We start from the raw sequence: 25,983 nt of genomic DNA on the forward strand, positions 1-25,983 counted from the left end.
GCTCGGCGGCGCGGCGCACGCTGTCGGCGGTGCGGCGGACCTGCTCGGCGAAGGGGCTGGCGGGATCGAGGCGTGAGCGGATGGGAAGCGGCTCGGGCGGGGTCGGTGCGGCGTCACCGTCCGGGGGCTTGTCGGCGCTGTACGGCGGCCGGGAGACCTCGGTGGCGACCGCGAGATCGTCCGCGCCGGTGAGGCGGCCGACGAGCACCGCGAGCGCCGTGTGCAGGATCGTCACGACGTCCACGCCGAGCCGGGTGGCCAGGCGCAGGACACCACTCGTCACGACCGTGTCGAGGACGAATTCGGTTGTGGTGTAGCCGGGTTGCCGCGCCTCGGGCCGGGCGCCGGGCAGCGTGGGTGCGGCGGGCATTCCGGCCAGCTCGGCCTGCCAGTGGTCCAGGTCGGTGGCGGTCTGCAGTCGCCGGGCGCCGATCGCCGCGGATTCGGCGTGCACCGAGGCGACTCGGGTGTCCGGTGCGGCGGCGACGAATTCCTCGACGAGCGCGACGCACCGCCGGTGGTGCTCGCGCAGGCCCTCCGCGCCGTAACGGTTCGGGTTGCCGCGGAAGTCCACGAGCGTCTTTGGCGGGGAACCGCTTTGGTAGATGTTGACCAGGAGGTCCTGTACGGGCCCGGAGGTGACGATGTGGTACTCGCCGACCACCGAGCCCAGGGTGATCTCCTGCCGGAACAGCATCACGTTGACCATCGGCCCGGCCAGCCCCTGCCGGGCGCCGATCAGTCCCGCGTCGCGGCGGATGTCCTCGATGCTGCACCGCTGGTGCCGCAGCGCTCCCATCAGTTCCAGTTGCACGCGCTGCACCAGCGATCCGACGGTGTCGTCGGCGTCGACGGTGATCTTCAGCGGCGCAACGTTGACGAGCATGCCGCCGGAGCGTTGCAGCGGCGCGGTGGTGCGGGCGGACACCGGCAGGTTCACCAGCACGTCGCGGCGACCGGTCATGCGCGAGAGATAGCAGGCGAAACCGGCGATGAGCACGGCGGCGGACGTGCCCCCGAACAGGTCGTCGGAGCCGGCGAGGCGATCCAGTGTGGTCTGGGAGAGGGCGGCGCTCTCGAGCCTGCTGCGGGCAGCGACGGGACCCTCGCGTTCGGCGAGGGTGGACCCGGACTCGATGCCGCGGATGTGCTCGGCCCAGTATTCCCGATCCGCGACGAACCTGCTCGACTCGCGGTACTTGACGTCCAGGTCGTACACGCGCCGAAGATCCAGTGCCCGACTCGGTTCCGGCTCGACACCCTTCGCTGCCGCCGTGTACAGCGCCGCGATCCGGTTCACCATCGTCATGCCGCTGTAGCCGTCGAGCGCGACATGATGAATTCGGGTGTACCACAGGTAGTCTCGATCACCGACCTGGAGGATGGTCATCTCGACGAGCCGGTCCCGGGTGATGCGGATCGGCGTGACGTAGTCGGTGTCGATCCAGGCGTGCGCGGCGGCCATCGGGTCGCGTTCGCCCCGGAAGTCGAAGAATCCGATGCTGGTGTCGATGGACGGGTCGACGATCTGCCGCGGCTCGCCGTCGAGCTCGACCAGGGTGAGGAAGGGCGACTGGAACTCGTGTGCCGCGGTCAGCGCGGCCTCCCGCAGCAGGGGAATGTCGATGTCGCCGTGCAGTTCGACGTACTGGGCGATGAACGTCGGGACGGTCGGGTTGAGCTGCTGGGAGAACCACATCGTCCGCTGGACGGCGGACAGTGGAAACGCTCCGGTCGCCGCGTGCGCGGCTGAGGAGTCGGCGTCCGGTCTGCCCTCGGCGGGGCTGCTCGGTGTGGGGTCTGGTCGGCCTGGCTGTGGATCCCGCGTCTGTGAGGCGCCTCGGCCGGGATCTACAGAGGAAGAATCCTTCATCGTAATCCTCACGCAAGGGACAGTTACGGTGCGATCGCGGCGTGTCGTGAGCTGTGTTCCCAGACTAGTAGTCGCTGTTGCCCGCCGTCTCTTTATTTGTCGGTCTGTGGCTTTGTCGAGACCCGGCGGTCTTGCGTTACGTCGTCGGCCACCGGCCAGAAAACTCGTACGGGGCACGAAATTCGCTCGTCAGAGCGCCGTTTGGTGCTTAATCGGTGGTCAGCGCAACCGTTCGGCGTCTCGCGCCAATCGGACCAGCGACGCGCACAGTTCCGCGATCTCGGCGGGTTCGGCGCCCTCGGTGACGGCGGTCGCGACGTCCTCGGCGGCGCACCGCACCTCGAACATGCGGTCCATCGCCGCCTCGGCCTCCGCGGCGGTGAGGATCGTGGAATCCGCGGCGATCGTCGTGCCCTTGACGGCCGAGCGCTGCTCGTACGCGCGTTGCCGGCAGCTCTGTTTGCAGTAGCGTCTGCGCCGGCCCACGCCGACGTCCGCGACCTCGCGGCCACACCACACGCACGATTGCTGTCTGCGCGCGGGGCCTGTCACCGGACCCACGATACGTGGATGCCCGCCCCGTCGACCGACGGGTCACGGGCGGGTCCGGCCACCCGGTAGAATCTGTGTGACTTTGCGCTGCGTGCGGGAACGATCCCCGGATCCGTGACGTTGAGATCAGTGAGAACGGCTGAGGAGAGGACACCACCACCATGGCAGATCGCGTACTTCGAGGGAGCCGCCTCGGAGCGGTGAGCTACGAGACGGACCGTGACCACGACCTCGCGCCCCGGCGGATCGCCCGCTACCGCTGCGACAACGGCGAGGAGTTCGACGTCCCGTTCGCGGACGACGCCGAGATCCCCGGCACGTGGCTGTGCAAGAACGGCCTCGAGGGGACCCTGCTCGAGGGCGCGGCACCCGAGGTGAAGAAGGTCAAGCCGCCGCGCACCCACTGGGACATGCTGCTCGAGCGTCGCTCCGTCGAGGAGCTCGAGGAGCTGCTGAAGGAGCGTCTGGATCTGCTCAAGACCAAGCGGCGCGGAGCGTAGCGGAGCCGCCGCACTATCAGACCGGCGGCGCACAGAACACGTACCACGAGGAAGGGCCCCGGAGATCGAATCTCCGGGGCCCTTCCTCGTGGTGTCAGTTACTTGCCGACCAGGCCCTTGAGCTTGCGCCAGCGGTTTGCCATGCCCCAGCCGAGGACCTTCGTGAACGCCTCGGTGATGATGTTGCCGGACATCTTGGACTCGCCGAACTCGCGTTCGGTGAAGGTGATGGGCACCTCGACCATGGTGAACCCGGCCTGCAGCGCCCGCCAGCCCATGTCGATCTGGAAGCAGTAGCCGGCGGACTCGATGGCGCCGAGATCGAGGGTTTCGAGGACGACGCGCCGGTAGGCGCGGTAGCCGCCGGTGATGTCCTTGATCTTCACCCCGAGCGCCAGCTGCGAGTAGATGTTGCCGCCCCGGGAGAGGATCTCCCGGCGCCGCGGCCAGTTGACGACGCTGCCACCGGGCACGTACCGCGACCCGGCGACGACGTCGGCACCCGCGTCGATCCGGTCGAGCAGGCGGTGCAGCTGCTCCGGCGCGTGGCTGCCGTCAGCGTCCATCTCCACGACGACCTGGTAGTCGCGTTCGAGCGCCCACTGGAATCCGGCGATGTAGGCGGCACCGAGCCCGTTCTTCTCGGTGCGGTGCATGACGTGGATGCGTCCGGCGGCGTCGTCGGCGGCGAGCTTGTCGGCGATGTCGCCGGTCCCGTCGGGGCTGCCGTCGTCGGCGACGAGCACGTGCGCGCCGGGCACGGCCGCGTGCAGGCGCCCGATGATCAGCGCGATGTTCTCGCTCTCGTTGTACGTCGGAATGATGACCAGCGTGCTGGAGCTCGGCTTGTCCCCGCTCGGCTTACCCGCGCTCATTCGATCCTCTCCCCCAGCCGAGGCTGGTCCGTTCCGTGAACATCCGCGCCCTCAGTTGAGGGCACGGCCGGCCGACGTCGCCGTACTGCGGTCTGCAGGGCTGCGGCGATCAGGGCCAGGGCGGCTGCGGCGGCCAGAGCAAACTCCGGAATCGAACCGAGCCGAGTAGCCAGCGTAGTGGAGGTTCGAAGCGGAACCTGCGCCACCAGCGTGGTGGGCTCGAAAAGTACGGACGAATCGGACACGGTTCCGTCGGGAGCGACGATCGCGCTGACTCCCGACGTGGCGGCCACCACGACGGCCCGGCCGTGCTCGACGGCCCGCAGCCGCGACATCGCGAGCTGCTGGTACGTCATCTCGGTGTCGCCGAAGGTGGCGTTGTTCGTCGGTACCGCGATCAGTTCCGCGCCGGCGCGGACGGCCTCCGTGAGGGCCCGGTCGAAGGCGACCTCGTAGCAGGTCGCGACGCCGACGGGGATGCCCGCCGCGCGCACGACTCCGTCCCCGGATCCGGGAGAGAAGTTCCCGGCGCGGTCGGCGTACTCGGAGAAGTGACGGAAGAAGTCGCGGTACGGCAGGTACTCGCCGAACGGCTGGATGATCTTCTTGTCGTGCTCGTCGCCGGGGCCGCTGTCCGGGTCCCACACGACGACGGTGTTGGTGGTGCGGCCGTCCGCGCGCACCAGGACCGTTCCGACGAGGATCGGGGCGTCGACGGCGCGGGCGGCCGCGGTGATCGACGCGGCGGCGTCGGGGTTGCGGAACGGGTCGATGTCGGACGCGTTCTCCGGCCAGATCACCAGATCGGGTTGCGGGGTGACACCGGCGTCGACGTCGGTGGCGAGCTCGAGGGTCTGCCGGACGTGATTGTCGAGGACGGCGCGCCGCTGCGCGTTGAAGTCGAGACCGAGTCGCGGCACCCCGCCCTGGATGGCGGCGACCGTGACGGTGCCGTTCTCGGCATCGTCCGCGCCCGGGATCGTCGGGGCGAGCGCCACACCGAGCACCGGCAGGACCGCCACCGTCGCGGCGGGCGCGATCCAGCGACGGGACGGGCGACGCGTGCCGAGCACGGCGACCACCAGCGCCGCCAGACCGGTGCCGGCGAGCGCGACGGCGAAACTGACCAGTGGCGCGCCGCCGACACTCGCGAGCGGCAGCAGCACCCCCTCGCTCTGACCGAAGGCGAGCCGACCCCAGGGGAACCCGCCGAACGGGACGATCGAGCGCAGCCACTCCGTCAGCGACCACACGCAGGCGATCCACAGCGACGCGAAACTCAGCCGCGCCACCGCGACCGCAACCAGTCCGAAAAGGCCGACGAACAGCGCCTCGACGCCGGACAGCGCGAGCCACGGCACCGGACCGACGTACTCGCCCACCCACGGCAGCAGCGGCAGCAGGAATCCGAGACCGGCGAGGTAGCCGTACCCGAACCCGGCGCGCAGCCGTCGCGGTCCGCGGCCGCGGTCGGTGAGAACCAGGACCAGCAGCGCGATGCCGACGGGCGCGAGGAACCACAGCGGTCGGGGCGGGAAGCTCGCGAACAGCAGCAACCCGGCCACGAGGGCTGTCCCCGACCTGCCCAGGACGCGCAGCACCCGTGCGCCCCGGGTGTCGGCGTCAGCGCTCATGCCCGCGCGTTCAGCGCTCATGGATTGTGACGCCCCGGTGCACCGTGCGCAGGCACACCGGATTGGGGGCGTCGTCGTCGAGCCGCGGCATCGCGGGCACCCGCGACCGCGGATCCGTCGACCAGCGCTGCACGGTGTCCTGAGCGGCGGTGACGACGAGGTCACCGGCGTCCCACACCGCGTAGGAGGCGGGCGCGCCGGGGACGAGGGTGCCGGCCAGGCCGTCGCGGACCCCGCCCGCACGCCAGGCGCCGCGGGTGGCGGCCGCGTACGCGGCGCGGGGCGAGATGCCGCTGCCGTCGGTGCGGTGGTGCGCGGCGGCGCGGAGGCTGTCCCACGGACTCAGCGGGGTGACGGGTGCGTCGGAGCCGATCGCGAGGGAGACACCCGCCGAGGCCATCGCCGCGAACGGATTCATCGCCAGCGCCCGCTCGGCGCCGAGGGCGCGGGCGTACATGCCGTCGGGTCCGCCCCAGAGGGCGTCGAATCCGGGCTGCACGCTCGCGACGACTCCCCAGGCGGCGAGCTTCGCGGACTGGTCGGCGTCGATCATCTCGACGTGCTCGAGCCGGTGCCCGCAGGCGGCAACCGCGGGACCGCCGAGTTCCGCGACGACCCGCTCGAACCCTGCGACGGCCGCGGTGACGGCGGCGTCGCCGATGACGTGGAACCCGGCCTGGACGCCGACGACGGTGCAGGCCCTCAGGTGCGCGGCGACCGCGTCGGCGTCGAGGTGACGGGTGCCGGTGTGCGGGCGGTCCGCGTACGGCTCCGACAGCCACGCGGTGCGTGAGCCGATCGATCCGTCGACGAACAGGTCGCCGCCGAGTGCGTGGGCGCCGGTGTCGGCGAGCAGAGCGGTGGCTTCGTCGGGGTCGGTGACCGCCTGACCCCAGAACGCGCGGACCTGCACGCCGTGCTCGGTGGCGAGCAGTTCGGCGAGGTCGGTGCGGCCCGCGATGTCGGGGCCGGAGCATTCGTGGACGGCGACGACACCATGGGCGGCGGCGCGGTCGAGCGCGGCGGCCCGGGCCCGGGCCCGCTGCTCGGCGGTGAGCAGGTCGCGGGCGGCGGCCCGGATCCGGTGATGGTCGTCGGCGGTGACGGGCTCGTCGCCCGGCAGGCCGGCCCGCGCGCGCAGCGGGGTGGAGCAGGCGGCGGAGTGCGCGTCGATCCGCGCGAGGTACACCGCCCGGCCGGGTGCCGCCTCTTCGAGTTCGGTGGTGGTGGGTCCGCGGTCGGCGTCGGGCCAGCCGGTCTCGTCCCAGCCCTGCCCCCACACGACCGCGTCGTCGTGGGTGGCGGCATACGCGCGGACCAGGTCGAGGCATTCACGCAGCGACCGGGCGCCGGCAACGTCGAGACCGGTCAGGGTGAGTCCGAGGGCGGTGGTGTGGACGTGGGTGTCGACGAAGCCGGGTCCGACGAACGCGCCGTCGAGATCGATGATCTCGGCGTCCGGGTGCAGGGCGCGGCCGGGCCGGTCCTCACCCACCCAGACGACGGTGCCGTCGGTGATCGCCATCGAAGTCGCGTCCGGTGCCGCCGGGCTGTAGATCCTGCCGCCGACCAACAGTTGGGTGCTCACGGGGCTTCAGTCTGCCCGCCCGCCGTCGGTGCGGTGCGCACCGGGATCGGGAAGGACGATCTCGCCCTCGATCGCCTGTGGTCCACCCCACATCGGCCGCTGCGGGGCGTCGTCGACGAGAACGTCCTCGACGACCACACCGTCGACGACGGTGGCGCGGCTGCGGGCGTACGCCCCGGCTCCGGCGGCTCCGGTCGCGGACACCACCGCCATCCGTCGGCCGGCGACGAGGACCGCCAGCGGGCGGAGCAGCATCCGGGTGGGCGGCGCGAGCATCAGCAGTCCGAGCACGCCCGTGACGAGGCCCGGCACGAGCAGCAGGACGGTGCCGGTGGTGACGAGGGCGCCGTCCGCGACGGCCCCACCGATCGACCCGCGACCCTCACCCGCGCGCTGCAGCTGCTCGAACACCCGCCGGAACTGGGACCGCATCAGCCACAGGCCGACCGCCCAGGTGGCGAGGAACAGCAGGACGGTCCAGCCGACGCCGATGGCGCTGCCGAGCCACACCACCGCCGCGATCTCCACCACGAGGTACAGCACGAACAGTGCGGGAATCATGTCGGTCCTTTCGATCGGTGCTCTGCCCTGTCAACGACCGGGATGCCCGATTTTCTCCCGCGCCAGTGTGACGGCTGTCAGAAGGTGAATCCCGCGAACGCCGCCCGCGGCCACCAGAACAGGTCCTCCGCCGCGTCCGGCGCGGCGTCGTCGAGAACCCGGACCCGGCCGCTGTCGGCGAGCTGATGCCACCGCACCCCGCCGAGCAGCACGGACCCGAGCGCGGACACGTCGAGTTCGATCTGCGCGGCGTCGTCGGTGCGGACGGCCCCGCCGGGGGTGATCCGGTACCGGGCGCTGTTCTCCGGGAGCAGCTGATCCTCGACGCCGAGGACGACCGACCCACTGCCGCGGTAGGTGCGGGCGGCCAGGGCCCGCGGCACGTCGAGGACCCGCAGCCACGTCTCGTCCTGCACGGACAGCACCCGGGCGGCGCGGTGGTCGGTGAGCAGCCACGGCAGCGCCGAGTCGACCGGCAACGCCGCGAACACGAACCGATCCACGAGGTCGAGGCTCAGCAGGAACTGCAGCAGCGCCACGGTGGTGTCGGCATCGGCTGCCACGAGGTCCTCGACGATCACGGTCCGCTGGTCCGCGCCGAACCAGGTGTCCGGGTTCGCGGGCCGGTACCGGACGTACCCGATCTCGCTGCCGGGTGCCCCGCACACCGCCAGGTATCCGGGGTGCGCCGTGGACACCTGCTGGCGCCGGCGCCCGAACGCCCACCACTGCGGCGACCGGTCGATGCTGCCGGGCCGATCCGATGCGGCGGCGGCGTGGATCCGCGCGCACAGCGCGGAGTCGACGTCGACGAGCCGGACCGGACGATCAGACCGCGTCCGCAGCCGGGCGCGCCGCGTCGACACCTCCCAGGACGCCGAGCTGCCCGCTATGCCGTAGCCGAACCGCTCGTAGATGGTGGCCTCGGAGGCGCGCAGCGTTGCGATCACGTCGCCGCTGTCGCGGGCGGCACGCAGCTGGGCGCCGACCAGTGCCCGCAGGATCCCGCGGCGGGTGTGGGTCGGGACGACACCGATATGGGTGACGGCCGCGTGCGGGACGCGGGCGCCGCCGGGGAGGGTGATCTCCCCGCCGGTGCTGTCGGCGGTGCCGACCATCGTCCCGTCGACGAACGCACCCAGGGTGCGGCCCGGTTCGAACAACTCGACGATCTCCCCGACGGTGGGGGCACCGAGATGCGGCAACCCCACCATCGCGGTGCGGAAGATGTCGTAGGCGCGGAGCAGGTCCGCCTCGGCGCGCAGGATCCGAACGTCGCTCATGACGCCCATGCTTCCAGGCATGCCGGGGCGTCGCTCAGCTGGTCGCCCGACTGTTCGGCAGCTTCCAGCCCGGGCGCGGGAAGTGGCACGTGTACCCGTTCGGGTACCGCTGCAGGTAGTTCTGGTGCTCGGGCTCCGCGTCCCAGAACGTGCTCGCCGGGGTCACCTCGGTGACCACCGTGCCCGGCCACAGCCCCGACGCGTCGACGTCGGCGATGGTGTCCACGGCGACCTGCTTCTGCTCGTCGTCGAGGTGGAAGATCGCCGAACGGTACGACGTCCCGACGTCGTTGCCCTGCCGGTCCACCGTCGTCGGATCGTGGATCTGGAAGAAGAACTCCAGCAGTGCCCGGTAGTCGGTCTGAGCGGGGTCGTAGACGATCTCGACCGCCTCGGCGTGACCCGGATGGTTGCGGTACGTGGGGTGATCGTTCTGCCCGCCGGTGTATCCGACGCGTGTGGACACCACACCCGGCTGCTTGCGGATCAGGTCCTCCATGCCCCAGAAGCATCCGCCCGCGAGGATCGCCCTGCGTGTGTCGGCCATGCCCTTCATTCCTTCCTGAACTGACGTTCCCGAACAGATGTGAACGGCGACATCGGGTGGTCCGGTCACCGGCCCTCCCGACACCCGCTCGCAGCAACCGCACCGCGTGTCCAGATGTTCCCGTCACCCCGGCTCGGTGGCCGGTTGCGGCGGTGCCGCCCGCAGTTCGGCCAGTTGATCACGGAGCGCGTCCGCGGCGGTGCGGGCCCGCCCCTCCTCTATACGCGACCGTTCGAGCTCGTCGCGGAGTGCGTCGACCCGCTGCCGGAGTTCGGCGGCGGCGCCGCGTTCGTGCTCGACGGACCGTTCGAGCCGGGTGACGGTGTCGGCGGCGGTGGCCGCGGCGCTCTCCCCCGCCGACCGCAGGTCCGCGATCCGCTGTTCGGACACCGCGGTGACGTGCGCGAGGTGCCGGGCCGCGGTGTCGGCCTCCTCGACGGCGCGCCGGCCGGCGGCCTCCGTCGCGGACTCGGCGACGGCGGCGCGGCTGCGCGCGGCCTCCGTTCGGTTCTCGGACTCGCGCAGCTGAGTGCGCAGCGCGTCGATCTCGGCGGCCGCCGCGGCCAGCCGCGAGTCGCGATCGGCCTCCAGCGCCGAGACCTGGTCGGCGGTCTCGGCGAGCCGCGTCCGGTGCGAGCGGTCGAGGTCCTCGACGGTGGCCCGGTGCTCGGCGGTGAGCCGGTCGATCTCCTCCGAATGGGAGCGCAGGGCGGCCTCGAGTTCCGCGTCGACGGCCCGGACGGCGGCGTCCGCGTTGGCGCGGTCGTCGAGGGCGGCGTCGTGCTTGGTGCGCAGGTCCGCCAGTTCGGTCTCGTAGGCGGCCTTGGCCTGGGCGAGTTCGACGTTCGCGCGGTGCAGTGCGCCGTCGAGGGCGGCCGGGTCGGTGAGCCGGTCGACGGCGGCGGCGATCTGCCGGGCCGCGAGCGTGAACTGGTCGACGGCGGTGCCGGTGACCGTCCGCAGGTCGGTGAGCGTGCGTTCGAGGGTGCCGACCACCTCGCTCGGGGTGGCGGTCTCGACGGCGTCGATGTCGCCCTGCTGCTCACGGGCCTTCTGCCTGGCCCGGAACGCGCGGACCCGGTCGGCGTCGCTGGCGTACTTGCGGGGTCGTCCGGGGCGCGGCCGGGTGTCGTCGGACGGCGCGTCGGCGTCGTTCGAGTCGGTTTGCACGGTCATGTCCCCGCCTTTTGCTGTTTTGTATCGTTACGTTCAATGTAACGTTACACGGCCTGAAATGTAATGGGCAATCCTGATCGTCATAATTCCCACTTATGGTGAGTTAGATTCGACGGGTGAGCGAGCTGATTCCGGCCCCGGAACGCGCCCCGGCGACCCCTGGTCCCGCGGCCGTCGCCGCGGCGACGCCCGTGCCTCAGCATGTCGCGGAGGCGATGAACCGGTTGCGGCGCGCCGCGGTCCCCGAGAACACGCGCGCGGCTCAGATCAGCGACTGGACGATCTTCGGCCGCTGGTGCGATCGGGTCGGGCAGCCGTCGCTCCCCGCGACCCCGGAACTCGTCGGCTGGTTCCTGACCGAGAAGTCGGCCGAGGTCCGCCCGGACGGCAGGCCCGCCTACGCGCCGGCGACGATGACCCGGTGGGTGGCGTCGATCAACACCATCCACTCGCTCGCCGGGCACCCGAAACCCGGTCAGGCGCCCGCGGTCCGGGAGATCCTGCGCGGTATCGCCCGCACCCGCGCCACCCCACCCGCCCGCCGCGAACCGCTGCTCACCGACGACGTGCGGATCCTCGTCGAAACCATGCGCGCGGGGGCGGAGACCTGGCCGGAGCGGGCCGCCGAACGCCGCGACTCCGCCCTGCTGCTGGTCGGGCTGACCGGCGCGATGCGCCGGTCGGAACTGTCCGGACTGCTCGTCTCCGATGTCCGGCCACACCGCGCCGACGGTCTGTACGTGACGATCCGGCGGTCGAAGACCGACCAGGCCGCCGCCGGCCGCACGGTCACACTCCCCTACGGTTCGTCACCCGTGACCTGCCCGGTCTGCGCCTACCGCCGGTGGCGCGAGGTCGTCGACGCCTGGGACGGCGGCGGACGCGAGGCCGTCGCCGCGCGGCTCGCCGAGTCGGACGCCCACACCGAGCACCGCTGCCGCGGCCTCACGGCCGCCCCGGCCACCACGCCGCGACCGCTGTTCCGCAGCGTGCACCGCACCGGCAGCCTGGGCGAGGCGCCGCTGTCGGGGCAGGCGATCGCGTCGATGATCCAGCGCCGCGCCCGGCAGTCCGGGTACGCCGAGGAGTTCGTGGCGATGCTCGGCGGGCACAGCCTGCGGGCGGGGTTCGTCACCCAGGCGGTCCGCAACGCCGCCAGCGCGGAGCAGATCATGACGCAGAGCGGGCACACGGATCAGCGGATGATCGCCCTCTACTCCCGCCAGCACGCCGGCCTGCACGGCAACGCGGTCACCGCGCTCGGCCTCTGACACACCGGCCGGGACTCTCACAGAGTTCTCACTCGGCCGCAATCGAACCCCCATCTTCCGTACCTAGCCTTGTGTCACAGGTTCTGGGGAAGCGAACTTCCTTGAAGAACACGATGTTTGGAGGCCGGGAGGCGTCATGTCGAACATTCTCGAGGCGAGCCGAAATCGGCGGTGCATCACCGCCACGACCACCGAGGTGCGCAGCCGCGGGCTGGCCGCGATCGTCGCGGACCGCGGGCCCTGTCTCGAGGTGCTCGTCACCGAACCCGGCCACGGATGGATCGCGTCCGTCCTGCCCGGCGCCACAGCCGACGACCTCGACGTCCAGGTCTACGCCACGGAACCGGCGGAGCAGTGGACGGACGACTTCCAGGAGTGGGCCGACGCGGTGGAGTCCCTGCTGAACGCCCGGCCGGTGGCCGTTGCCGCATAACCGGGCGCGCGCGGGCGTGGCGCTGCAAGATGAGGACGTGGTTGCCGTCCCCAAGGTGCTGATCGTCGAGGACGACGCGGACGTCCTGACCGCGCTGCGGCGCGGCCTCGAACTGTCCGACTTCGCGGTCCTCACCGCGATGGACGGCGCCGCCGCGCTCCGAGCGGTCGACGAGCACGACCCGGACCTGATCGTGCTCGACCTGAATCTGCCCGTTCTCGACGGGGTGGGCGTGGTCACCGCGCTGCGCGCGACGAACAACGACGTCCCGGTGTGCGTGCTCAGCGCCCGCAGCGCGGTCGGCGACCGGATCGCGGGCCTCGAGGCCGGTGCGGACGACTACATGGTGAAGCCGTACGAGTTCGGGGAACTGGTCGCGCGGGTCCACGCCCTGCTGCGACGTCGGCCCGCCCCCACCCCCGGACACGACGGCGGGACCGTTCGCGTCGGGCCGGTCACCGTCGACCTGCGGGGCCGCCGGGTCGACGTCGGCGGTGCGGCGGTGCACCTGACCAAGCGGGAGTTCGACCTGCTCGCAGTGCTGGCCGAGAACCGCGGGATCGTCCTCACCCGCCAGAACCTCCTCGAAACGGTGTGGGGCTACGACTTCGAGACCGAGACGAACGTGGTGGACGTGTTCGTCAGCTACCTGCGGCGCAAGCTCGAGATCGACGGCGCACCCCGGGTGGTGCACACCGTGCGTGGCGTCGGCTTCGTCCTGAGAGAAGGATGAGCACGCGTCGGGGACCTGTCTCGCTGCGGCTGCGGGTGACCGCGGCGGCGGCATTCGGTACTGCGCTGGTCGTGCTGCTGATCGGTGCGGTCGTCTGGGTCGGCATCGACCGTCAGGTCACGTCGCAGCTCGACGCGAAGCTCGATTCGGTGACCGAGGTGACGGCGGCGAACCTGACCAGTCTGCGGGTCCTGCAGGGACCGCTGCCGCTGCCGCCGGGGTACGCGGGCACCCTCCGAGCGGGCGGGGTGGTGGTGTCGACGACCGACGCGACACTGCCCCAGGCGTCGGCGGGCTGGAGCGACACGACCGTGGACGGGACCGACTATCGGGTGCGGACGGTCGAGGTGATCAGCGGGCTCGGCGCGACCCTCTCGGTCGGCGCACCCACCGAACCTGCCGAGTCGACGATCACCGGGCTGCACCGGTGGACGGTGTTCGCCGGTGCCGTGGCGGTTCTGGTGGCGGCAGGGTTGGGGTGGCTCTTCGCACGGGTCGCGATCGCGCCGCTGCGCAAACTCACGGACCAGACCCGACGGCTCGGCGTGGACCCCGGTGCGCCGCCGCCGGAGGTGTCCGGGGCGCAGGAAGCCGTCGAACTCGCCGGGGCACTCCGCCAACTGCTCGACGCCAACGCGGATGAGCGGGCCCGCACGGCGTCGGCGCTGGAGACGGCGCGCGACTTCGCGGCGGCCTCCGCCCACGAGCTGCGGACCCCGTTGACCGCGATGCGCACGAATCTCGAGGTCGCGACGACGATGGACCTGCCCCCGTCGACCCGCGCCGAGGTACTGGCCGACACGTTGCGCGCGCAACGGCGGGCGGAGGCCACGCTCGGCGCGCTGGAACGGCTCGCCGCGGGCGACCTGACCGCCGACTCCGATTTCGTGCCGGTCGATCTCGCGGAACTGCTGGACCGCGCTGCGCAGGACGCGACCCGCACTCACACCGCGGTCGACATCCGGCTCGACGTACCACCGACGCTGACGGTCGTCGGGCTACCCGCCGGGCTGCGTCTGGCGGTGGACAACGCCGTCTCCAACGCGGTCCGGCACGGCGGGGCGACGGTGATCGAGATCGGTGCCCGTGACGGTCGCGAGGCGGTGTACGTCGCGGTGACCGACGACGGCACCGGCGTTCCCGCCGCCGAGCGTGAGGCACTGTTCGAGCGATTCCGGCGTGGCGCCGGCGCCGCCCCGGACGGATCGGGGCTGGGGCTGGCCCTGATCCGTCAGCAGGCGCAGCTGCACGGGGGCACCGCCTGGTTCGAGGACAGCCCGCTCGGCGGTGTCCGGTTGGTGCTGAGGCTCCCCCGCACACCGGCCTGACGGGGCCGGTGCGGAGCGGGTCCCGCTTCGCGGCGGGGGCTGTGATTGGGTTGGCCGATGGGTTGGGCGGACTGGGGTGTCCTGATGACCGCCGCGCTCGCGGCGGGCTGGGTCGACGCCGTCGTCGGCGGTGGCGGCCTGATCCTGCTGCCAGTGATCCTGCTGACGATGCCGCAGATGACACCGCAGGAAGCGTTGGCCACCAACAAGTTGACGGCCGTCAACGGCACTGCCGCGGCGGTCGTGACGTTCTCGCGGAAGGTCCGCCTCGAATGGCGGCTGATGGCTCCGGCGGCAGTGCTGGCGGCGGTGTGTTCGGCGGCGGGCGCGGCCGTCGTGTCCCTGATCGACAAGGACCTGTTCGTCCCGATAATCATGGTTCTGCTCGTCGCGGTCGCCGCGTTCGTCACGCTGCGGCCCACCATCGGGACGACGCTCGCCACGCACCGGCCGTCTCGGCTCAAGGTGGTCACGACCGTCCTCGTCGCAGGCGGGGCGCTCGGCTTCTACGACGGCCTGTTCGGGCCCGGCACCGGCACCTTCCTCATCATCACGTTCGCGGTGATGCTGGGCACCGAGTTCGTCCGCAGCGCCGCGATGGCGAAGGTCATCAACCTGGGCTCGAACATCGGCGCCCTCGCCTTCTTCGCGGCGACCGGAAACGTGTGGTGGGCCCTCGGATTGGCGATGGCCGTGTGCAACGTCGCCGGCTCGGTCGTCGGGGCCCGGATGGCACTCGCGAAGGGCGCCGGCTTCATCCGCGTCGTCCTGCTCGTCGTGGTCGTCGTCATGGTGATCCGCCTCGGCTGGCAGCAGTTCGGATGAGAGTTCGTTAGGTTTGCCGGGTGGGTACACACGACGTCGATCCGGACTTCCTCGCGCTGCCGCTGACGGCACTCGCCGATGCCGCACTGACCGCGGCCCTCGCCGCGGGTGCCGGACACGCGGACCTGCGTGTGCACCGCCTCCGCACGCAGTCGATCCGGTTGCGCGACGGCCAGGTGCAGGCCGTCGTCGACGGCGACGAACTGGGGTTGGCGGTCCGCGTGATCGTCGACGGCACCTGGGGTTTCGCCTCGCACGCCGAGCTGACCGCCGAGTCCGCGGCACGGACGGCGGCCCGCGCTGTCGAGGTCGCCCGCGCGCTGCGGTCCCTGAACCGGGACCCGGTCGAACTCGCCGCCGAACCCGTCCATCCCGACGCGGTGTGGGTGTCCGAGTACGGGATCGACCCGTTCGTCGTCCCGACAGCGGACAAGGTCGGGCTTCTTGCGGAGTACTCCGGCCGGCTGTCCACGGTGGACGGCGTCGACCATGTCACCGCGAGCGTGCTGCAGGTCAAGGAGCAGACCTTCTACGCCGACCTCGCCGGCTCGCGGATCGTCCAGCAGCGGGTCCGGCTGCATCCGGAACTGGAGGCCACCGCCGTCGACGCCGCCGCAGGCAGCTTCGAGACGATGCGGACCCTCGCGCCGCCAGTCGGCCGCGGCTGGGAATACCTGACCGGTGACGGTTGCGGCTGGGACTGGGACGACGAGCTCGCCCGGATCCCCGAGTGGCTGGCGGAGAAGGCGAAGGCACCGTCCGTGGAGGCGGGCCCCACCGACCTGGTGATCGACCCGACCAACCTGTGGCTCACGATCCACGAATCCATCGGCCACGCCACCGAATACGACCGGGCCATCGGATACGAGGCCGCGTACGCGGGCACCTCGTTCGCGACCCCGGACCAGCTCGGCACGCTGAGGTACGGCACACCGATCATGCACGTGACCGCCGACCGGACCGAGGTGCACGGACTCGCCAGCACCGGCTGGGACGACGACGGCGTCGCCGCCCAACGCTGGGACCTCGTCCGCGACGGGATCCTCGTCGGCTATCAGCTCGACCGGGTGTTCGCGCCCCGACTCGGGCTGGACCGCTCCAACGGCTGCTCGTACGCGGACTCCCCGCACCACGTCCCGATCCAGCGGATGGCGAACGTGTCGCTGCAACCGGATCCGGTTGCCGACACGAGCACCGCCGACCTGATCTCCCGTGTCGAGGACGGCATCTACATCGTCGGCGACAAGAGCTGGTCGATCGACATGCAGCGGTACAACTTCCAGTTCACCGGACAGCGGTTCTTCCGCATCCGCGACGGGAAGCTCGACGGCCAGCTCCGCGACGTCGCCTACCAGGCCACGACCACGGACTTCTGGGGGTCGATGGAGGCGGTCGGTGGTCCGTCGACGCGGCGGCTCGGCGGTGCGTTCAACTGCGGCAAGGCCCAACCCGGGCAGGTCGCCGCGGTCAGCCACGGTTGCCCGTCCGCCCTCTTCCGCGGCGTCAACGTGCTCAACACCCGAACGGAGGGCGGCCAGTGATTCCCGCGCAGGAGCTGATCGAGCGGGCCCTCGCGCTCGTCACCGTCGACGAGGCCATGGTCGTCGTCACCGACGCCGCCGAGACGTCGCTGCGGTGGGCCGGTAACTCGATGACCACCAACGGGGACTCGCGGTCGCGCAGCTGGACCGTCGTCGCTGTCGTCCGCGACGGCGACGGGGCGCGTGTCGGGTCGGTGACGTCGTCGAGCGTCGACCCCGACGCGATCGCCGGGGTGGTGCGCGCCGCGGAGGACGCCGCCCGCACAGCCCGCCCCGCCGACGACGCGATGCCGCTGATCGAGCCGACGTCCGGCGCGGACGCCGGGTGGTCCGACGGGCCCGTCGAGACCGGGGTGGAGGTGTTCGCCGGCATCGCCGACGCCCTGTCGGGTGGGTTCGAGGGCACCGACCGTCTCTACGGTTTCGCGCACCACCAGCAGCACAGCACCTGGCTCGGCACGAGCAGCGGGCTGCGGCGGCGGTTCACCCAGCCGACCGGGTCGGTCGAGATCAACGGCAAACGCGGCGACGCCTCCGCGTGGGTCGGCGCAGGCACGATCGACTTCACCGACGTGGACGTCCCGGATCTGTTGGGTCGGTTGAGCACCCGCCTGGACTGGGCGGAAAGGACCGTGGCACTGCCCGCCGGACGGTACGAAACCTTGCTGCCGCCGTCGGCGGTCGCGGACCTGATGATCTACCTGATGTGGACGATGGAGGGCCGCGGCGCGCAGGAGGGCCACACCGCCCTCTCACGGGCCGGCGGCACCCGGGTCGGCGAGAAACTCACCGGCCTCCCGCTCACGCTGTTCTCCGACCCGCACTCCCCCGGCCTGGAGTACGCACCGTTCGTCGCCACGGCGGCGTCCAGCGAATCCGTGTCGGTCTTCGACAACGGTCTTCCTGCGGAGCGCGTCGACTGGATCCGCGACGGGACGATCAACTCGCTGGCCTATCCGCGACACGCGGCCCGGGAGTTCGATGCCCCGGTCGCGGTGCCGGGTGACAACCTGCTGCTCACCGGCGGCGACGACGCGAGCATCGACGAGATGGTCGCCCGCACCGAGCGGGGACTGCTGCTGACGACGCTGTGGTACATCCGAGAAGTCGATCCGGCGACGCTGCTGCTGACCGGCCTGACCCGGGACGGCGTCTATCTCGTCGAGGACGGCCGGGTCACCGCCGCGGTCAACAACTTCCGCTTCAACGAGTCGCCCCTGGACCTGCTGCGGCGGGTCACCGAGGTCGGCGCCACCGAACAGACCCTGCCGAGGGAATGGAAGGACTGGTTCACCCGTACGGCGATGCCGCCGCTGCGGATCCCGGACTTCCACATGTCGTCGGTGAGCGCGGCGCAGTGACCGTGGACTCCGACTCCCGGTGCCCGTGCCTGAGCGGCGAAACCTACGGATCGTGCTGTGGCCGATTCCATTCCGGTGCCGCGGAGGCCTCGACCGCGGAGACACTCATGCGCTCGCGGTACGCGGCGTTCGCGGTGGGTGACGCCGACTACCTGCTACGTACCTGGCATCCGAGTACGCGCCCGACGTCTCTCGACCTCGACCCCGACCAGCGGTGGATGCGCCTCGACATCCTGCACCGGACCGGCGGCAGCCTCCTCGAATCGGCGGGGACCGTCGAGTTCGTCGCGCACTACCGGTATGGGCGGGACCGCGACTCGCTGCACGAGCACAGCAGATTCGTCCGCGAACACGGGCGGTGGCTGTACGTCGACGCGCTGGGATGACCCGTCACTGCCCGAAGGTGAACCGCAGGTTCGCGTTGATCAGTTCGTTGATCCGCTTGCGCATCCGGACGACCGTTTCGCCGTCGGGTTCGGGTTCGTCGACGTACAGCGTCCACTCGAGCATGCCGTCCTCGACGTCGAAGCGGATCTGCGCGTCGGGTCGCCACGGCCAGATGGAACACCACACGACGAGATGCGGCGGCTCGGATTCGAGAATGCGCGGGCGCTGCTCGTCGCGTCGCAGGGTCAACCAGGGTCGGGACGGGTCGCGGTCCGGATCCGTCAGTGCCTCGTGGATGAATCGGGCCGGCGGTGGCTGGGATCGGCGACGCCGCGCAATGGCGATCACGCCCCGACAGTAACCGGGTCGCCACCGGAGATTGCCGAACCGGACGGTCGGCCGAGCCCGGACGGAAAATCACTCGACGGGCACCGGTAGCGGTTGATACGTTCCGGATGACCGTGACACCACACGAGGAGGTGAGACCCATGAACGCAGTAACCAGGTGGGTGCTCCCCCTCGTGTTCACGGATCGGCGACCGACGTAGCTGTCGCCGGGAGCGCCTGAAAATCGTAGGCATTCCCGAAAGGCAACACCATGCACTTCACCTCCGAGACATCGTCGAACGGTGTCGTCGAGCGCACATTCCTGCTGGACGACGTCACCGGCGTTCTCTGGTCACCGGAGTCCGGTTCGGCCGGAGCTCCCCTACTGCTCCTCGGACACTCGGGCGGCATGCACAAGAGGGCCCCGGGGCTCGTCGCGACCGCCCTGCACGGCGTCATCGATCACGGGTTCACCGTCGTCGCCATCGACGCCCCCGGCCACGGGGACCGGGAACGGTCGGACACGGACCGGCAGCGCGGCGAGGCGATCCAGCGGGCCCGGGCGGCGGGCGAGCCGATCGCCCCGATCGTCGCCGACCACTCCGTGTCGATTGCCGAGCGGGCCGTGCCCGAATGGCAGTCGACCCTGGACGCTCTGCAGGCGCTGCCCGGGATCGACTCCTCGGTTCCGGTCGGCTTCGGTGGGATGATGCTGGGCGTTGCGACGGGGATGATGCTGACGGCAGCCGATACCCGGATCGGTGCAGTCGGCTTCGGCGCGGTGTTCGTGAACGATGCCCTGCTCGACGCTGCCCGCCAGGTCACGGTCCCGGTCGAGTACCGCATCCCGTGGGACGACGAGCATCTCGATCGCGGCGCCGCGCTGGCGTTGTTCGACGCCTTCGCGTCGGGCGAGAAGTCCCTGCACGCCCGCTCCGGCAGGATCCACCCGGCACCCGACCACGAGCGCGCCGACTCGGTCCGGTTCTTCGCCCGACACCTGAGCCCGTCGTCTCGCTGACCTGATGCCGTGTCGGGGCCCGCTGTCACCAACGGGCCCGACACCGGCCGAGGAACTGGATCCACCCGCCTGCCTCGTCGAGGCTCTCGAACCGCTGCGACGCGCAGTCGACCGAGCCGCGGGACGACACCCTCGGTCGGGGCGGGTAGGTTCCGAAGTGTTCGGGTGATCACGGATGACGGACTGGTTCGACGTCGGACAACTCGGGCGGTGGCTCTTCACGGAGGGGCTCGCGGCCCTGTACCTCGTCGCGTTCGTCGCAGCGGCCCGCCAGTTCCGTGCCCTGCTCGGGTCGGACGGCATGCTGCCGATCCCTCGGTATCTGGAGGCAACGTCGTTCCGGCGGTCCCCGAGCATCTTCCACCTGCACTACTCGGACCGGTTCTACGCAGGCGTGGCGTGGGCGGGCGCCGCGCTCGCGGCGGTGACGGTCGCCGGGATCACCGCACGACTGCCGCTCCCGCTGTGCATGGCGGTGTGGCTGGTGATGTGGGCGCTCTACCTGTCGATCGTGAACGTCGGTCAGCTCTGGTACGGCTTCGGCTGGGAGTCGTTGCTGCTCGAGGCCGGGTTCCTCGCCGTCTTCCTCGGCAACACGGACACCGCAGCGCCGTTGACGATCATGGTTCTGCTGCGCTGGCTGCTGTTCCGGCTCGAGTTCGGGGCGGGCCTGATCAAGATCCGCGGCGACCCGTGCTGGCGGCGCCTGACCTGCCTGTACTACCACCACGAGACACAGCCGATGCCGGGCCCGCTGAGCTGGTACTTCCATCACCTGCCGCGGCCGCTGCACCGCATGGAGGCGGCGGGCAACCACGTGACGCAGCTGGTGCTGCCGTTCCTGCTGTTCGCGCCGCAGCCGGTGGCAACGTGGGTCGCTGTCGCAATGATCGTGACGCAACTCTGGCTGGTGGCCAGCGGCAACTTCTCCTGGCTCAACTGGCTGGCGATCGTGCTGGCCTGCTCGGTGCTGCCCGACTCGCTGATGCAACGGATCGTGCCGGTCCGGCCGACGGAACCCGCTGCGGCGCCGGTGTGGTTCACCGTCACGACGTGGGTGGTCGCCGCCGGTGTCGTCGTCCTCAGCTACTGGCCGGTGCGCAACATGGTCGGCAGTCATCAGCTGATGAACGCGTCGTTCAACCGGTGGCATCTGGTGAACACCTACGGGGCGTTCGGCACCGTCACCCGGATCCGCACGGAGATCGTCGTGGAAGGCACCGACGACGACGAACCCGGCCCCCACACCGAATGGCGCGCCTACGAGTTCCGCGGCAAGCCGGGCGATCCGGTACGGCGGCCGCGGCAGATCGCCCCCTATCACCTGCGCCTGGACTGGCTGATGTGGTTCGCGGCGATCTCCCCCGGCTACGGCGACCGCTGGTTCGGCGGATTCGTCCACCGACTCCTGGAGAACGACCGGGACACCCTGGCCCTGCTGCGGCACAACCCGTTTCCCGACGCCCCGCCGCAATGGGTCCGCGCGCGGCTGTTCGAGTACCGCTTCACGGACCGCCGCACCCGGCGGTCGACCGGCCGGTGGTGGGACCGGGAACTGCTCGGGGTGTGTCTGCGTCCGGTGAATCTGGCCGGGTCGCGGCGTCGGTAGCCTGGGGTCGTGTCGGAATCCTCGGGTGTGCGCCTCGACAGCTGGGTCTGGTCGGTGCGGCTGTTCAAGACCCGGTCCGCGGCGGCGGCCGCGTGCCGGGCGGGTCACGTCCGGGTGAACGGGGTGTCCGCGAAACCCGCGCAGGCGCTCCGCGTCGACGACGAGGTGCGGGTCCGTGTCGACGGGCGTGAGCGGATCGTCGTCGTCGCCCGGCTGATCCGCAAACGGGTCGGTGCGCCCGAGGCGGCGCTGTGCCTGATCGACAAATCCCCACCACCGCCGCCGCGTGAGGTCCTGATGTCGGTGCCGACGCGCGAACGCGGTTCCGGTAGGCCGACGAAACGTGAACGGCGAGAACTGGATCGACTCCGCGGCTTCAACGAGGACTAGTTGCCCGAACCAGCCAGATCATCATCCCGAATTCGCCTCACCTGAACCCCTTGTCCATGTCATGCTTCCCGCCGCCGGTCGCGACCGCTCCGGCACGGGCACGAGGAACGAGGTGTGACGTGGTTGTTGGTCGGGTCGGCAGTCGATCTGCGTCGGCGAACGGAATCCGGGGCGCGGCACTCGCGGCGACGGCGGGATTGATCTGCGCCGGTGGCGGATTGGCCGGCGCCGGAAGCGCGTCCGCTCAGATCGAGTTGGGATGTTCGTCGACGATTCAGCTCACGACGTGCAGCTACTCCGACGTCGGCATCGACGAGTTCTTCCTCGACGTGCCCGCGGGCGTCACGAGTCTGCACGTCGTCGCCCGCGGTGGTGCCGGTTCCGGGTTGCAGGGCGGTCGCGGTGCGATCGTCGAGGCCGACGTGCCCGTGACCCCCGGATCGACGGTCTACGTGGTGGTCGGTGCCGGCGGCGGCAGCGGTGTGACCGCAGGCGGCGGGTACTCGGCGGTGAGCACCGCCCCGATCGAGGACGGCATCGACGGGCTCACCGGACGCCTGATCGTCGCGGGCGGCGGCGGCGGGTCCGGTTTCGGGGCGGGCGGTGACGCCGGGGCACCGGCTGCAGGCGGCGGAGGCGCGGGAACCGCGGTCGCGGGCGGGGCAGGTGGGCCCGGCGGGCAGCCCGGCCAGCTGGGTGTCGGAGGTGCGAGCGCGCTCGGCGGTGGTGGTGGCGGTGGCCTCTACGGCGGTGGCGGCGGAACGACCGGCGGCGGCGGCGGATCGTCGCTGGTACCGGCCGGCGGGACCGTGAAGCCGGCGTCGAGCCGAGCCGGGGCCAGTGTCGTCGTGTCCTTCACGTCGAGCTATGTGTTGGGAACCGGAAGCACCGACGCCGGCAGCTCGGGCAGTTCGGGGAGCTCCGGCAGTTCCGGAAGCGCCGGGAGCAGCGGCAGCTCGGGTTCCTGACACCGAGTCACGGGTCGCGGTGTGATCCCGGCCGTCGGAGTGGGAAAAGTCGCCGATACCAGTCACTCCGACGCGCCGGGCATGGCATGCTTCCTGCGCCGGTGGCATCCGCCGCCTGGCACAGTGCGACTGAGCGAGGTTTCATTGATGGACAGACGTCGAACACAGGCACGTTCGTGGAAGCGGACGGTGAGCGCAGCCACCGCGTTCGGCGTCACGGCAGCGACCGCGGTCGCGGTATCCGCCGGTGCAGGGACCGCCTCGGCCGACATGGCCATCGGTTGCGCACAATCCGGGAACCTTGTGACCTGTGGATTCCAGGGAGTCACCACCGAGCAGACGTTGCGGATTCCGCGCGGCGTCAAGAGCATGCGCGTCACGGCGATCGGTGGCCCGGGCGTGGGCGTCGGCCAGGCCGGCGGGCGCGGCGGCATCGTCGAAACCGATCTGCCCGTCACCCCGGGCAGCCTCCTGTACATCAGGGTCGGTGTGGACGGAGTGGGTAACGGCGGCGGGGCGTCGACTGTCTCGACCCGATCGATCGAGGATCGGGCGGCCGGCCTCGCGTCCCGTCTCATCGTCGCCCCCGGCGGTGGCGGTGCCGCTGCCGGAGGTGTCGGCGGCGACGCCGGGCTCAACGCTCCCGAATCCGGCGGTAGCGGCGTGACCACGCAGGCCGGAGGACAGATCGAGGCGCTCGACGACCTCGACGTCGCGCACCAGACCCAGCTGTACCTCGCCGGCGGCGACATCATCGACGGCGGCATGAACCGGGCCGGAGCGGGTGGGCGTGGCGGCACCGTCGACGGTGGCGGCGCGGGCGGCAAGATCCAGCGGGTCGCCGAGGACGGCACCATTCAGCTGGTCAGCGAGGGTGCCCCCGGAACTCTCGGCATCGGGGGTGAAGGCGACGGCAGTGGCGGTTCCGGTGGCGCAGGCTACTACGGTGGCGGCGGTGGCGCCGACGGCGCCGCCGGTGGCGGCGGGTCGTACCTGGTCCCGGCCGGTGGACAGACCCGTCTCGCCGAGCCCGGCCGGGTTCCGCACGTCTACTTCGAGTTCTCGATGGGTCTCGACGGCATGATCGGGTCCTTCGGCAGCAGCGGCGCCGGCACACTGTCCTCGGCGTTCAACAGCGGCCTCGAGGGCACCACGAGCTCGGTCTTCGCGTCCTGAGTCGACGTGACCGGCACGGTCAGGGTGCGCTGATGGCCAACCCGACCGTGCCGGTCCGTCCGCGGCGCAGCAGGCTGCCCTTCATCGTCAGCCACCCGAGAACGCCGTAGCGCTTCGCGATCGCGTCGCGTGCGCGATCGCTACCTGCGAGATCGAGGATTTCGGCCCGAGCCTCGACCGCGTCCCCCTTCACCTTCCCTCGGGCATCGCACGGCGCCACCGTGACCCGCGCATCGCGCCGGATCCGCTTGACCTTCCACGACTCGGTCACCGTCCACATCAGCAGGCGATCGCCCTCCACCGCGGCCCACAGCGGGGTCGGCACGGGTGTCCCGTCCTTGCGGAAGGTTGTCAGCAGAACGTATTTCGCGGCGGCAACCTCGTCGAATGCGGTCATGGCACCAGCCTACGGGCAACGGTCCCGGTGACCGGGACGTGCCGATGGGCGCGATTCCGCGCTCCGTACCGTCGACCCGGCGTGACGGCTGTCACGTGCACACATTTCGGGTCGAGCAGGACAGGCGTTATACGTGACAACGACAGAGCACAATCGGATCGACGAGGGCGACACCCGCAGACAGGGCCGGTACAACCGCCGCCGACCGGCGTGGGTGATCATCGCCGTCCTGGTCGCCGTCGAGATCATCAGCGCCTTCGAGACGTCGATGGTGTACGCCGCCATCCCGACGTTCATCGCCGAGTTCGACAGCAACGCCGCCACCGTCGGGTGGGCCGTCACCGCGTTCCTGCTGGTGGCAGCGGCGTCCGCCGCCGTCTGCGGTCGGCTCGGGGACATGTACGGGCGCGAGCGGGTGCTGATCGTGCTGCTCCTGGCGGCCGCTGTCGGCTCCGTCGTCAGCGCGGTCGGTGACAGCATCGGCAGCATCATCGTCGGTCGCGCGATTCAGGGCGTCGCCGGAGCGATCCTGCCGCTCTGCATCGGACTGGCACGCGAGCACCTGCCCGCGGCGCGGGTGCCGGTCGCGGTTGCGGTGATCTCGGGTTCCGCGGTCGCCGCCGGCTCCGCATCACTGCTCGTCGCCGGTGTGATGCTCGACCACGCCAGCTGGCACATGATCTTCGTCGTCGCCGCCGTGTACGCGCTCGGCGCCGTCCTCCTCGTGGCGTTCGTCCTTCCGTGGCGCCCCCCGACCGGGGTGCGGGAGCACGTCGACTACGTCGGTGCCGTGGCGTTCGTCCCGGCGATCGCCGCGGTCCTGTTGGGCGTCAACAAGTCCACCACGTGGGGGTGGAGTGACCCGGCCACACTCGGACTGGTCGGCGGCGGCCTCGTCGTCCTGGTGCTCTGGGTGCTGTGGGAGCTGCGCACGACGTCCCCGATCGTGAACATCCTCCAGTTCCGGGACCGCAAGTTCGCGCTGACGATGCTCGCGACGTTCGCGATCTCGATCGGGCCGATCGGCGTGACCACGATGATCATCCCGATCGTCCTGCAGTCCCCCACCAGTGCGCCGTTCGGTCTCGGACTGACCCCGACGAACGCGGGCTGGCTGTCGTTCGCCGGGTCCATGTTCGGCTTCGTCTGCACCCCGATCAGCGGCCGGATCGCGGCGGCGGTCGGGGCGCGTGTGTCGATGCTGATCGGCAGCGTCCTGTTCCTGATCGGCAACGCGCTGCTCCTGCTCACCCACGATTCCGTCGCCGGGATGATGGTCATGGTGGTCACAGTGTCGGTCGCGACGGCGTTCGCGTACACGGCGATGCCGAACCTGCTCGTGGAAGCGGTGCCCGAGCACGCCACCAGCGAGGCCACCGGCGCCAACGCGGTGGTGCGGACCGGTGGCAGCGGGATCGGTGTCTCGATCGCGACGATGCTGCTCGCGAACTCTGCGCTGGCCACCGGCCTGAACACGATCGCCGGACTGAACGCGGTCGTGGCGATGCTCACCCTGACGTCGCTCGCGGCGATCGGATTCACGGTACTGATTCCGCGGGGCGCCGCCCGCTCCTGACGGCTCGAGGCCGCAGCACGGGGTCGGTGCAGTCGACGCGGTCGACTGCAC

At 71.0% G+C, this 25,983-nt stretch carries 25 protein-coding genes and 1 pseudogene; 15 read left to right on the forward strand and 11 right to left on the reverse strand.

What is annotated here, in order from left to right:
• Window positions 1–13: 13 nt before the first annotated feature.
• Window positions 14–1,873: pseudogene (locus tag ACFSJG_RS15805) on the reverse strand (condensation domain-containing protein); the annotation flags it as partial.
• A gap of 219 nt (window positions 1,874–2,092) precedes the next feature.
• On the reverse strand, window positions 2,093–2,425 hold the full coding sequence (locus ACFSJG_RS15810) for a hypothetical protein (RefSeq protein ID WP_378486182.1): 333 nt from the start codon (window positions 2,423–2,425) through the stop codon (window positions 2,093–2,095).
• Between the two features lie 161 nt (window positions 2,426–2,586).
• Here ACFSJG_RS15810 and ACFSJG_RS15815 point away from each other — a divergent pair, with 161 nt between their 5' ends.
• A complete protein-coding gene (locus tag ACFSJG_RS15815; protein WP_378486183.1) occupies window positions 2,587–2,925 on the forward strand; it encodes an RNA polymerase-binding protein RbpA in 339 nt (112 codons plus the stop codon).
• A 98-nt stretch (window positions 2,926–3,023) separates the two neighbouring features.
• On the opposite strand, the gene ACFSJG_RS15820 is transcribed toward ACFSJG_RS15815, so the two are convergent.
• From ACFSJG_RS15820 to ACFSJG_RS15850, 7 genes are all read right to left on the reverse strand, one after another.
• Window positions 3,024–3,800: a polyprenol monophosphomannose synthase gene (locus ACFSJG_RS15820; RefSeq protein ID WP_378486184.1), complete on the reverse strand. Its 777-nt coding sequence runs from the start codon at window positions 3,798–3,800 to the stop codon at window positions 3,024–3,026.
• Window positions 3,797–5,434: an apolipoprotein N-acyltransferase gene (gene lnt, locus ACFSJG_RS15825; RefSeq protein ID WP_378486185.1), complete on the reverse strand. Its 1,638-nt coding sequence runs from the start codon at window positions 5,432–5,434 to the stop codon at window positions 3,797–3,799. Before lnt ends, ACFSJG_RS15820 begins: the two co-directional genes overlap by 4 nt.
• 10 nt (window positions 5,435–5,444) lie before the next feature.
• Entirely contained in the window at window positions 5,445–7,022 is a 1,578-nt protein-coding gene (locus ACFSJG_RS15830) for an amidohydrolase (protein WP_378486186.1), read from the reverse strand.
• Between the two features lie 6 nt (window positions 7,023–7,028).
• Window positions 7,029–7,583, reverse strand: coding sequence for an FxsA family protein (locus ACFSJG_RS15835; RefSeq protein ID WP_378486187.1), 555 nt, complete (start codon window positions 7,581–7,583; stop codon window positions 7,029–7,031).
• Between the two features lie 77 nt (window positions 7,584–7,660).
• The gene (locus ACFSJG_RS15840; RefSeq protein WP_378486188.1) at window positions 7,661–8,866 is read right to left on the reverse strand and encodes a GNAT family N-acetyltransferase; all 1,206 of its coding nucleotides are present in this window, start codon (window positions 8,864–8,866) and stop codon (window positions 7,661–7,663) included.
• A 34-nt stretch (window positions 8,867–8,900) separates the two neighbouring features.
• Window positions 8,901–9,413, reverse strand: coding sequence for a peptide-methionine (S)-S-oxide reductase MsrA (msrA, locus tag ACFSJG_RS15845; protein WP_378486189.1), 513 nt, complete (start codon window positions 9,411–9,413; stop codon window positions 8,901–8,903).
• 123 nt (window positions 9,414–9,536) lie between these two features.
• Window positions 9,537–10,589, reverse strand: a complete 1,053-nt coding sequence (locus tag ACFSJG_RS15850) for a coiled-coil domain-containing protein (RefSeq protein WP_378486190.1) — start codon at window positions 10,587–10,589, stop codon at window positions 9,537–9,539.
• A 116-nt stretch (window positions 10,590–10,705) separates the two neighbouring features.
• Here ACFSJG_RS15850 and ACFSJG_RS15855 point away from each other — a divergent pair, with 116 nt between their 5' ends.
• From ACFSJG_RS15855 to ACFSJG_RS15890, 8 genes are all read left to right on the forward strand, one after another.
• Window positions 10,706–11,860: a site-specific integrase gene (locus ACFSJG_RS15855; protein ID WP_378486191.1), complete on the forward strand. Its 1,155-nt coding sequence runs from the start codon at window positions 10,706–10,708 to the stop codon at window positions 11,858–11,860.
• A 136-nt stretch (window positions 11,861–11,996) separates the two neighbouring features.
• Window positions 11,997–12,293, forward strand: coding sequence for a hypothetical protein (locus tag ACFSJG_RS15860; protein WP_378486192.1), 297 nt, complete (start codon window positions 11,997–11,999; stop codon window positions 12,291–12,293).
• Between the two features lie 37 nt (window positions 12,294–12,330).
• Window positions 12,331–13,026, forward strand: coding sequence for a response regulator transcription factor (locus ACFSJG_RS15865; RefSeq protein ID WP_378486193.1), 696 nt, complete (start codon window positions 12,331–12,333; stop codon window positions 13,024–13,026).
• On the forward strand, window positions 13,023–14,354 hold the full coding sequence (locus ACFSJG_RS15870) for a sensor histidine kinase (RefSeq protein ID WP_378486194.1): 1,332 nt from the start codon (window positions 13,023–13,025) through the stop codon (window positions 14,352–14,354). The genes ACFSJG_RS15865 and ACFSJG_RS15870 overlap by 4 nt, the downstream gene beginning before the upstream one ends.
• 57 nt (window positions 14,355–14,411) lie before the next feature.
• Complete coding sequence (locus ACFSJG_RS15875; protein ID WP_378486195.1) at window positions 14,412–15,179, forward strand: TSUP family transporter; 768 nt, start codon at window positions 14,412–14,414, stop codon at window positions 15,177–15,179.
• Window positions 15,180–15,199: 20 nt separating this feature from the next.
• The gene (locus ACFSJG_RS15880; protein WP_378486196.1) at window positions 15,200–16,720 is read left to right on the forward strand and encodes a TldD/PmbA family protein; all 1,521 of its coding nucleotides are present in this window, start codon (window positions 15,200–15,202) and stop codon (window positions 16,718–16,720) included.
• Window positions 16,717–18,081: a metallopeptidase TldD-related protein gene (locus ACFSJG_RS15885; protein WP_378486197.1), complete on the forward strand. Its 1,365-nt coding sequence runs from the start codon at window positions 16,717–16,719 to the stop codon at window positions 18,079–18,081. The genes ACFSJG_RS15880 and ACFSJG_RS15885 overlap by 4 nt, the downstream gene beginning before the upstream one ends.
• Window positions 18,078–18,467, forward strand: coding sequence for a YchJ family protein (locus ACFSJG_RS15890; RefSeq protein WP_378486198.1), 390 nt, complete (start codon window positions 18,078–18,080; stop codon window positions 18,465–18,467). The genes ACFSJG_RS15885 and ACFSJG_RS15890 overlap by 4 nt, the downstream gene beginning before the upstream one ends.
• Window positions 18,468–18,471: 4 nt before the next feature.
• On the opposite strand, the gene ACFSJG_RS15895 is transcribed toward ACFSJG_RS15890, so the two are convergent.
• Complete coding sequence (locus ACFSJG_RS15895; protein WP_378486199.1) at window positions 18,472–18,816, reverse strand: hypothetical protein; 345 nt, start codon at window positions 18,814–18,816, stop codon at window positions 18,472–18,474.
• A 250-nt stretch (window positions 18,817–19,066) separates the two neighbouring features.
• Between ACFSJG_RS15895 and ACFSJG_RS15900 the strand changes: the two genes are divergently transcribed.
• From ACFSJG_RS15900 to ACFSJG_RS15920, 5 genes are all read left to right on the forward strand, one after another.
• Window positions 19,067–19,816, forward strand: a complete 750-nt coding sequence (locus ACFSJG_RS15900) for an alpha/beta hydrolase family protein (protein ID WP_378486200.1) — start codon at window positions 19,067–19,069, stop codon at window positions 19,814–19,816.
• Window positions 19,817–19,991: 175 nt separating this feature from the next.
• The gene (locus tag ACFSJG_RS15905; RefSeq protein ID WP_378486201.1) at window positions 19,992–21,425 is read left to right on the forward strand and encodes a lipase maturation factor family protein; all 1,434 of its coding nucleotides are present in this window, start codon (window positions 19,992–19,994) and stop codon (window positions 21,423–21,425) included.
• Window positions 21,426–21,434: 9 nt separating this feature from the next.
• Window positions 21,435–21,815, forward strand: coding sequence for an RNA-binding S4 domain-containing protein (locus tag ACFSJG_RS15910; RefSeq protein ID WP_378486202.1), 381 nt, complete (start codon window positions 21,435–21,437; stop codon window positions 21,813–21,815).
• A gap of 119 nt (window positions 21,816–21,934) precedes the next feature.
• Entirely contained in the window at window positions 21,935–22,783 is an 849-nt protein-coding gene (locus tag ACFSJG_RS15915) for a hypothetical protein (protein WP_378486203.1), read from the forward strand.
• 189 nt (window positions 22,784–22,972) lie between these two features.
• Window positions 22,973–23,959 (forward strand): hypothetical protein, encoded by a 987-nt coding sequence (locus tag ACFSJG_RS15920; protein ID WP_378486204.1) that lies wholly within the window; start codon window positions 22,973–22,975, stop codon window positions 23,957–23,959.
• Window positions 23,960–23,978: 19 nt separating this feature from the next.
• Here the strand turns inward: ACFSJG_RS15920 and ACFSJG_RS15925 are convergent, their stop codons facing one another.
• Entirely contained in the window at window positions 23,979–24,356 is a 378-nt protein-coding gene (locus tag ACFSJG_RS15925; protein ID WP_378486205.1) for a PPOX class F420-dependent oxidoreductase, read from the reverse strand.
• A gap of 214 nt (window positions 24,357–24,570) precedes the next feature.
• Here ACFSJG_RS15925 and ACFSJG_RS15930 point away from each other — a divergent pair, with 214 nt between their 5' ends.
• Window positions 24,571–25,932 carry an MFS transporter gene (locus ACFSJG_RS15930; protein ID WP_378486447.1) on the forward strand — a complete coding sequence of 454 codons (1,362 nt, stop codon included), beginning with the start codon at window positions 24,571–24,573 and terminating at the stop codon, window positions 25,930–25,932.
• Window positions 25,933–25,983: the final 51 nt, after the last annotated feature.

Source organism: Rhodococcus gannanensis (assembly GCF_042681175.1).
Lineage (GTDB): Bacteria > Actinomycetota > Actinomycetes > Mycobacteriales > Mycobacteriaceae > Rhodococcus_G > Rhodococcus_G gannanensis.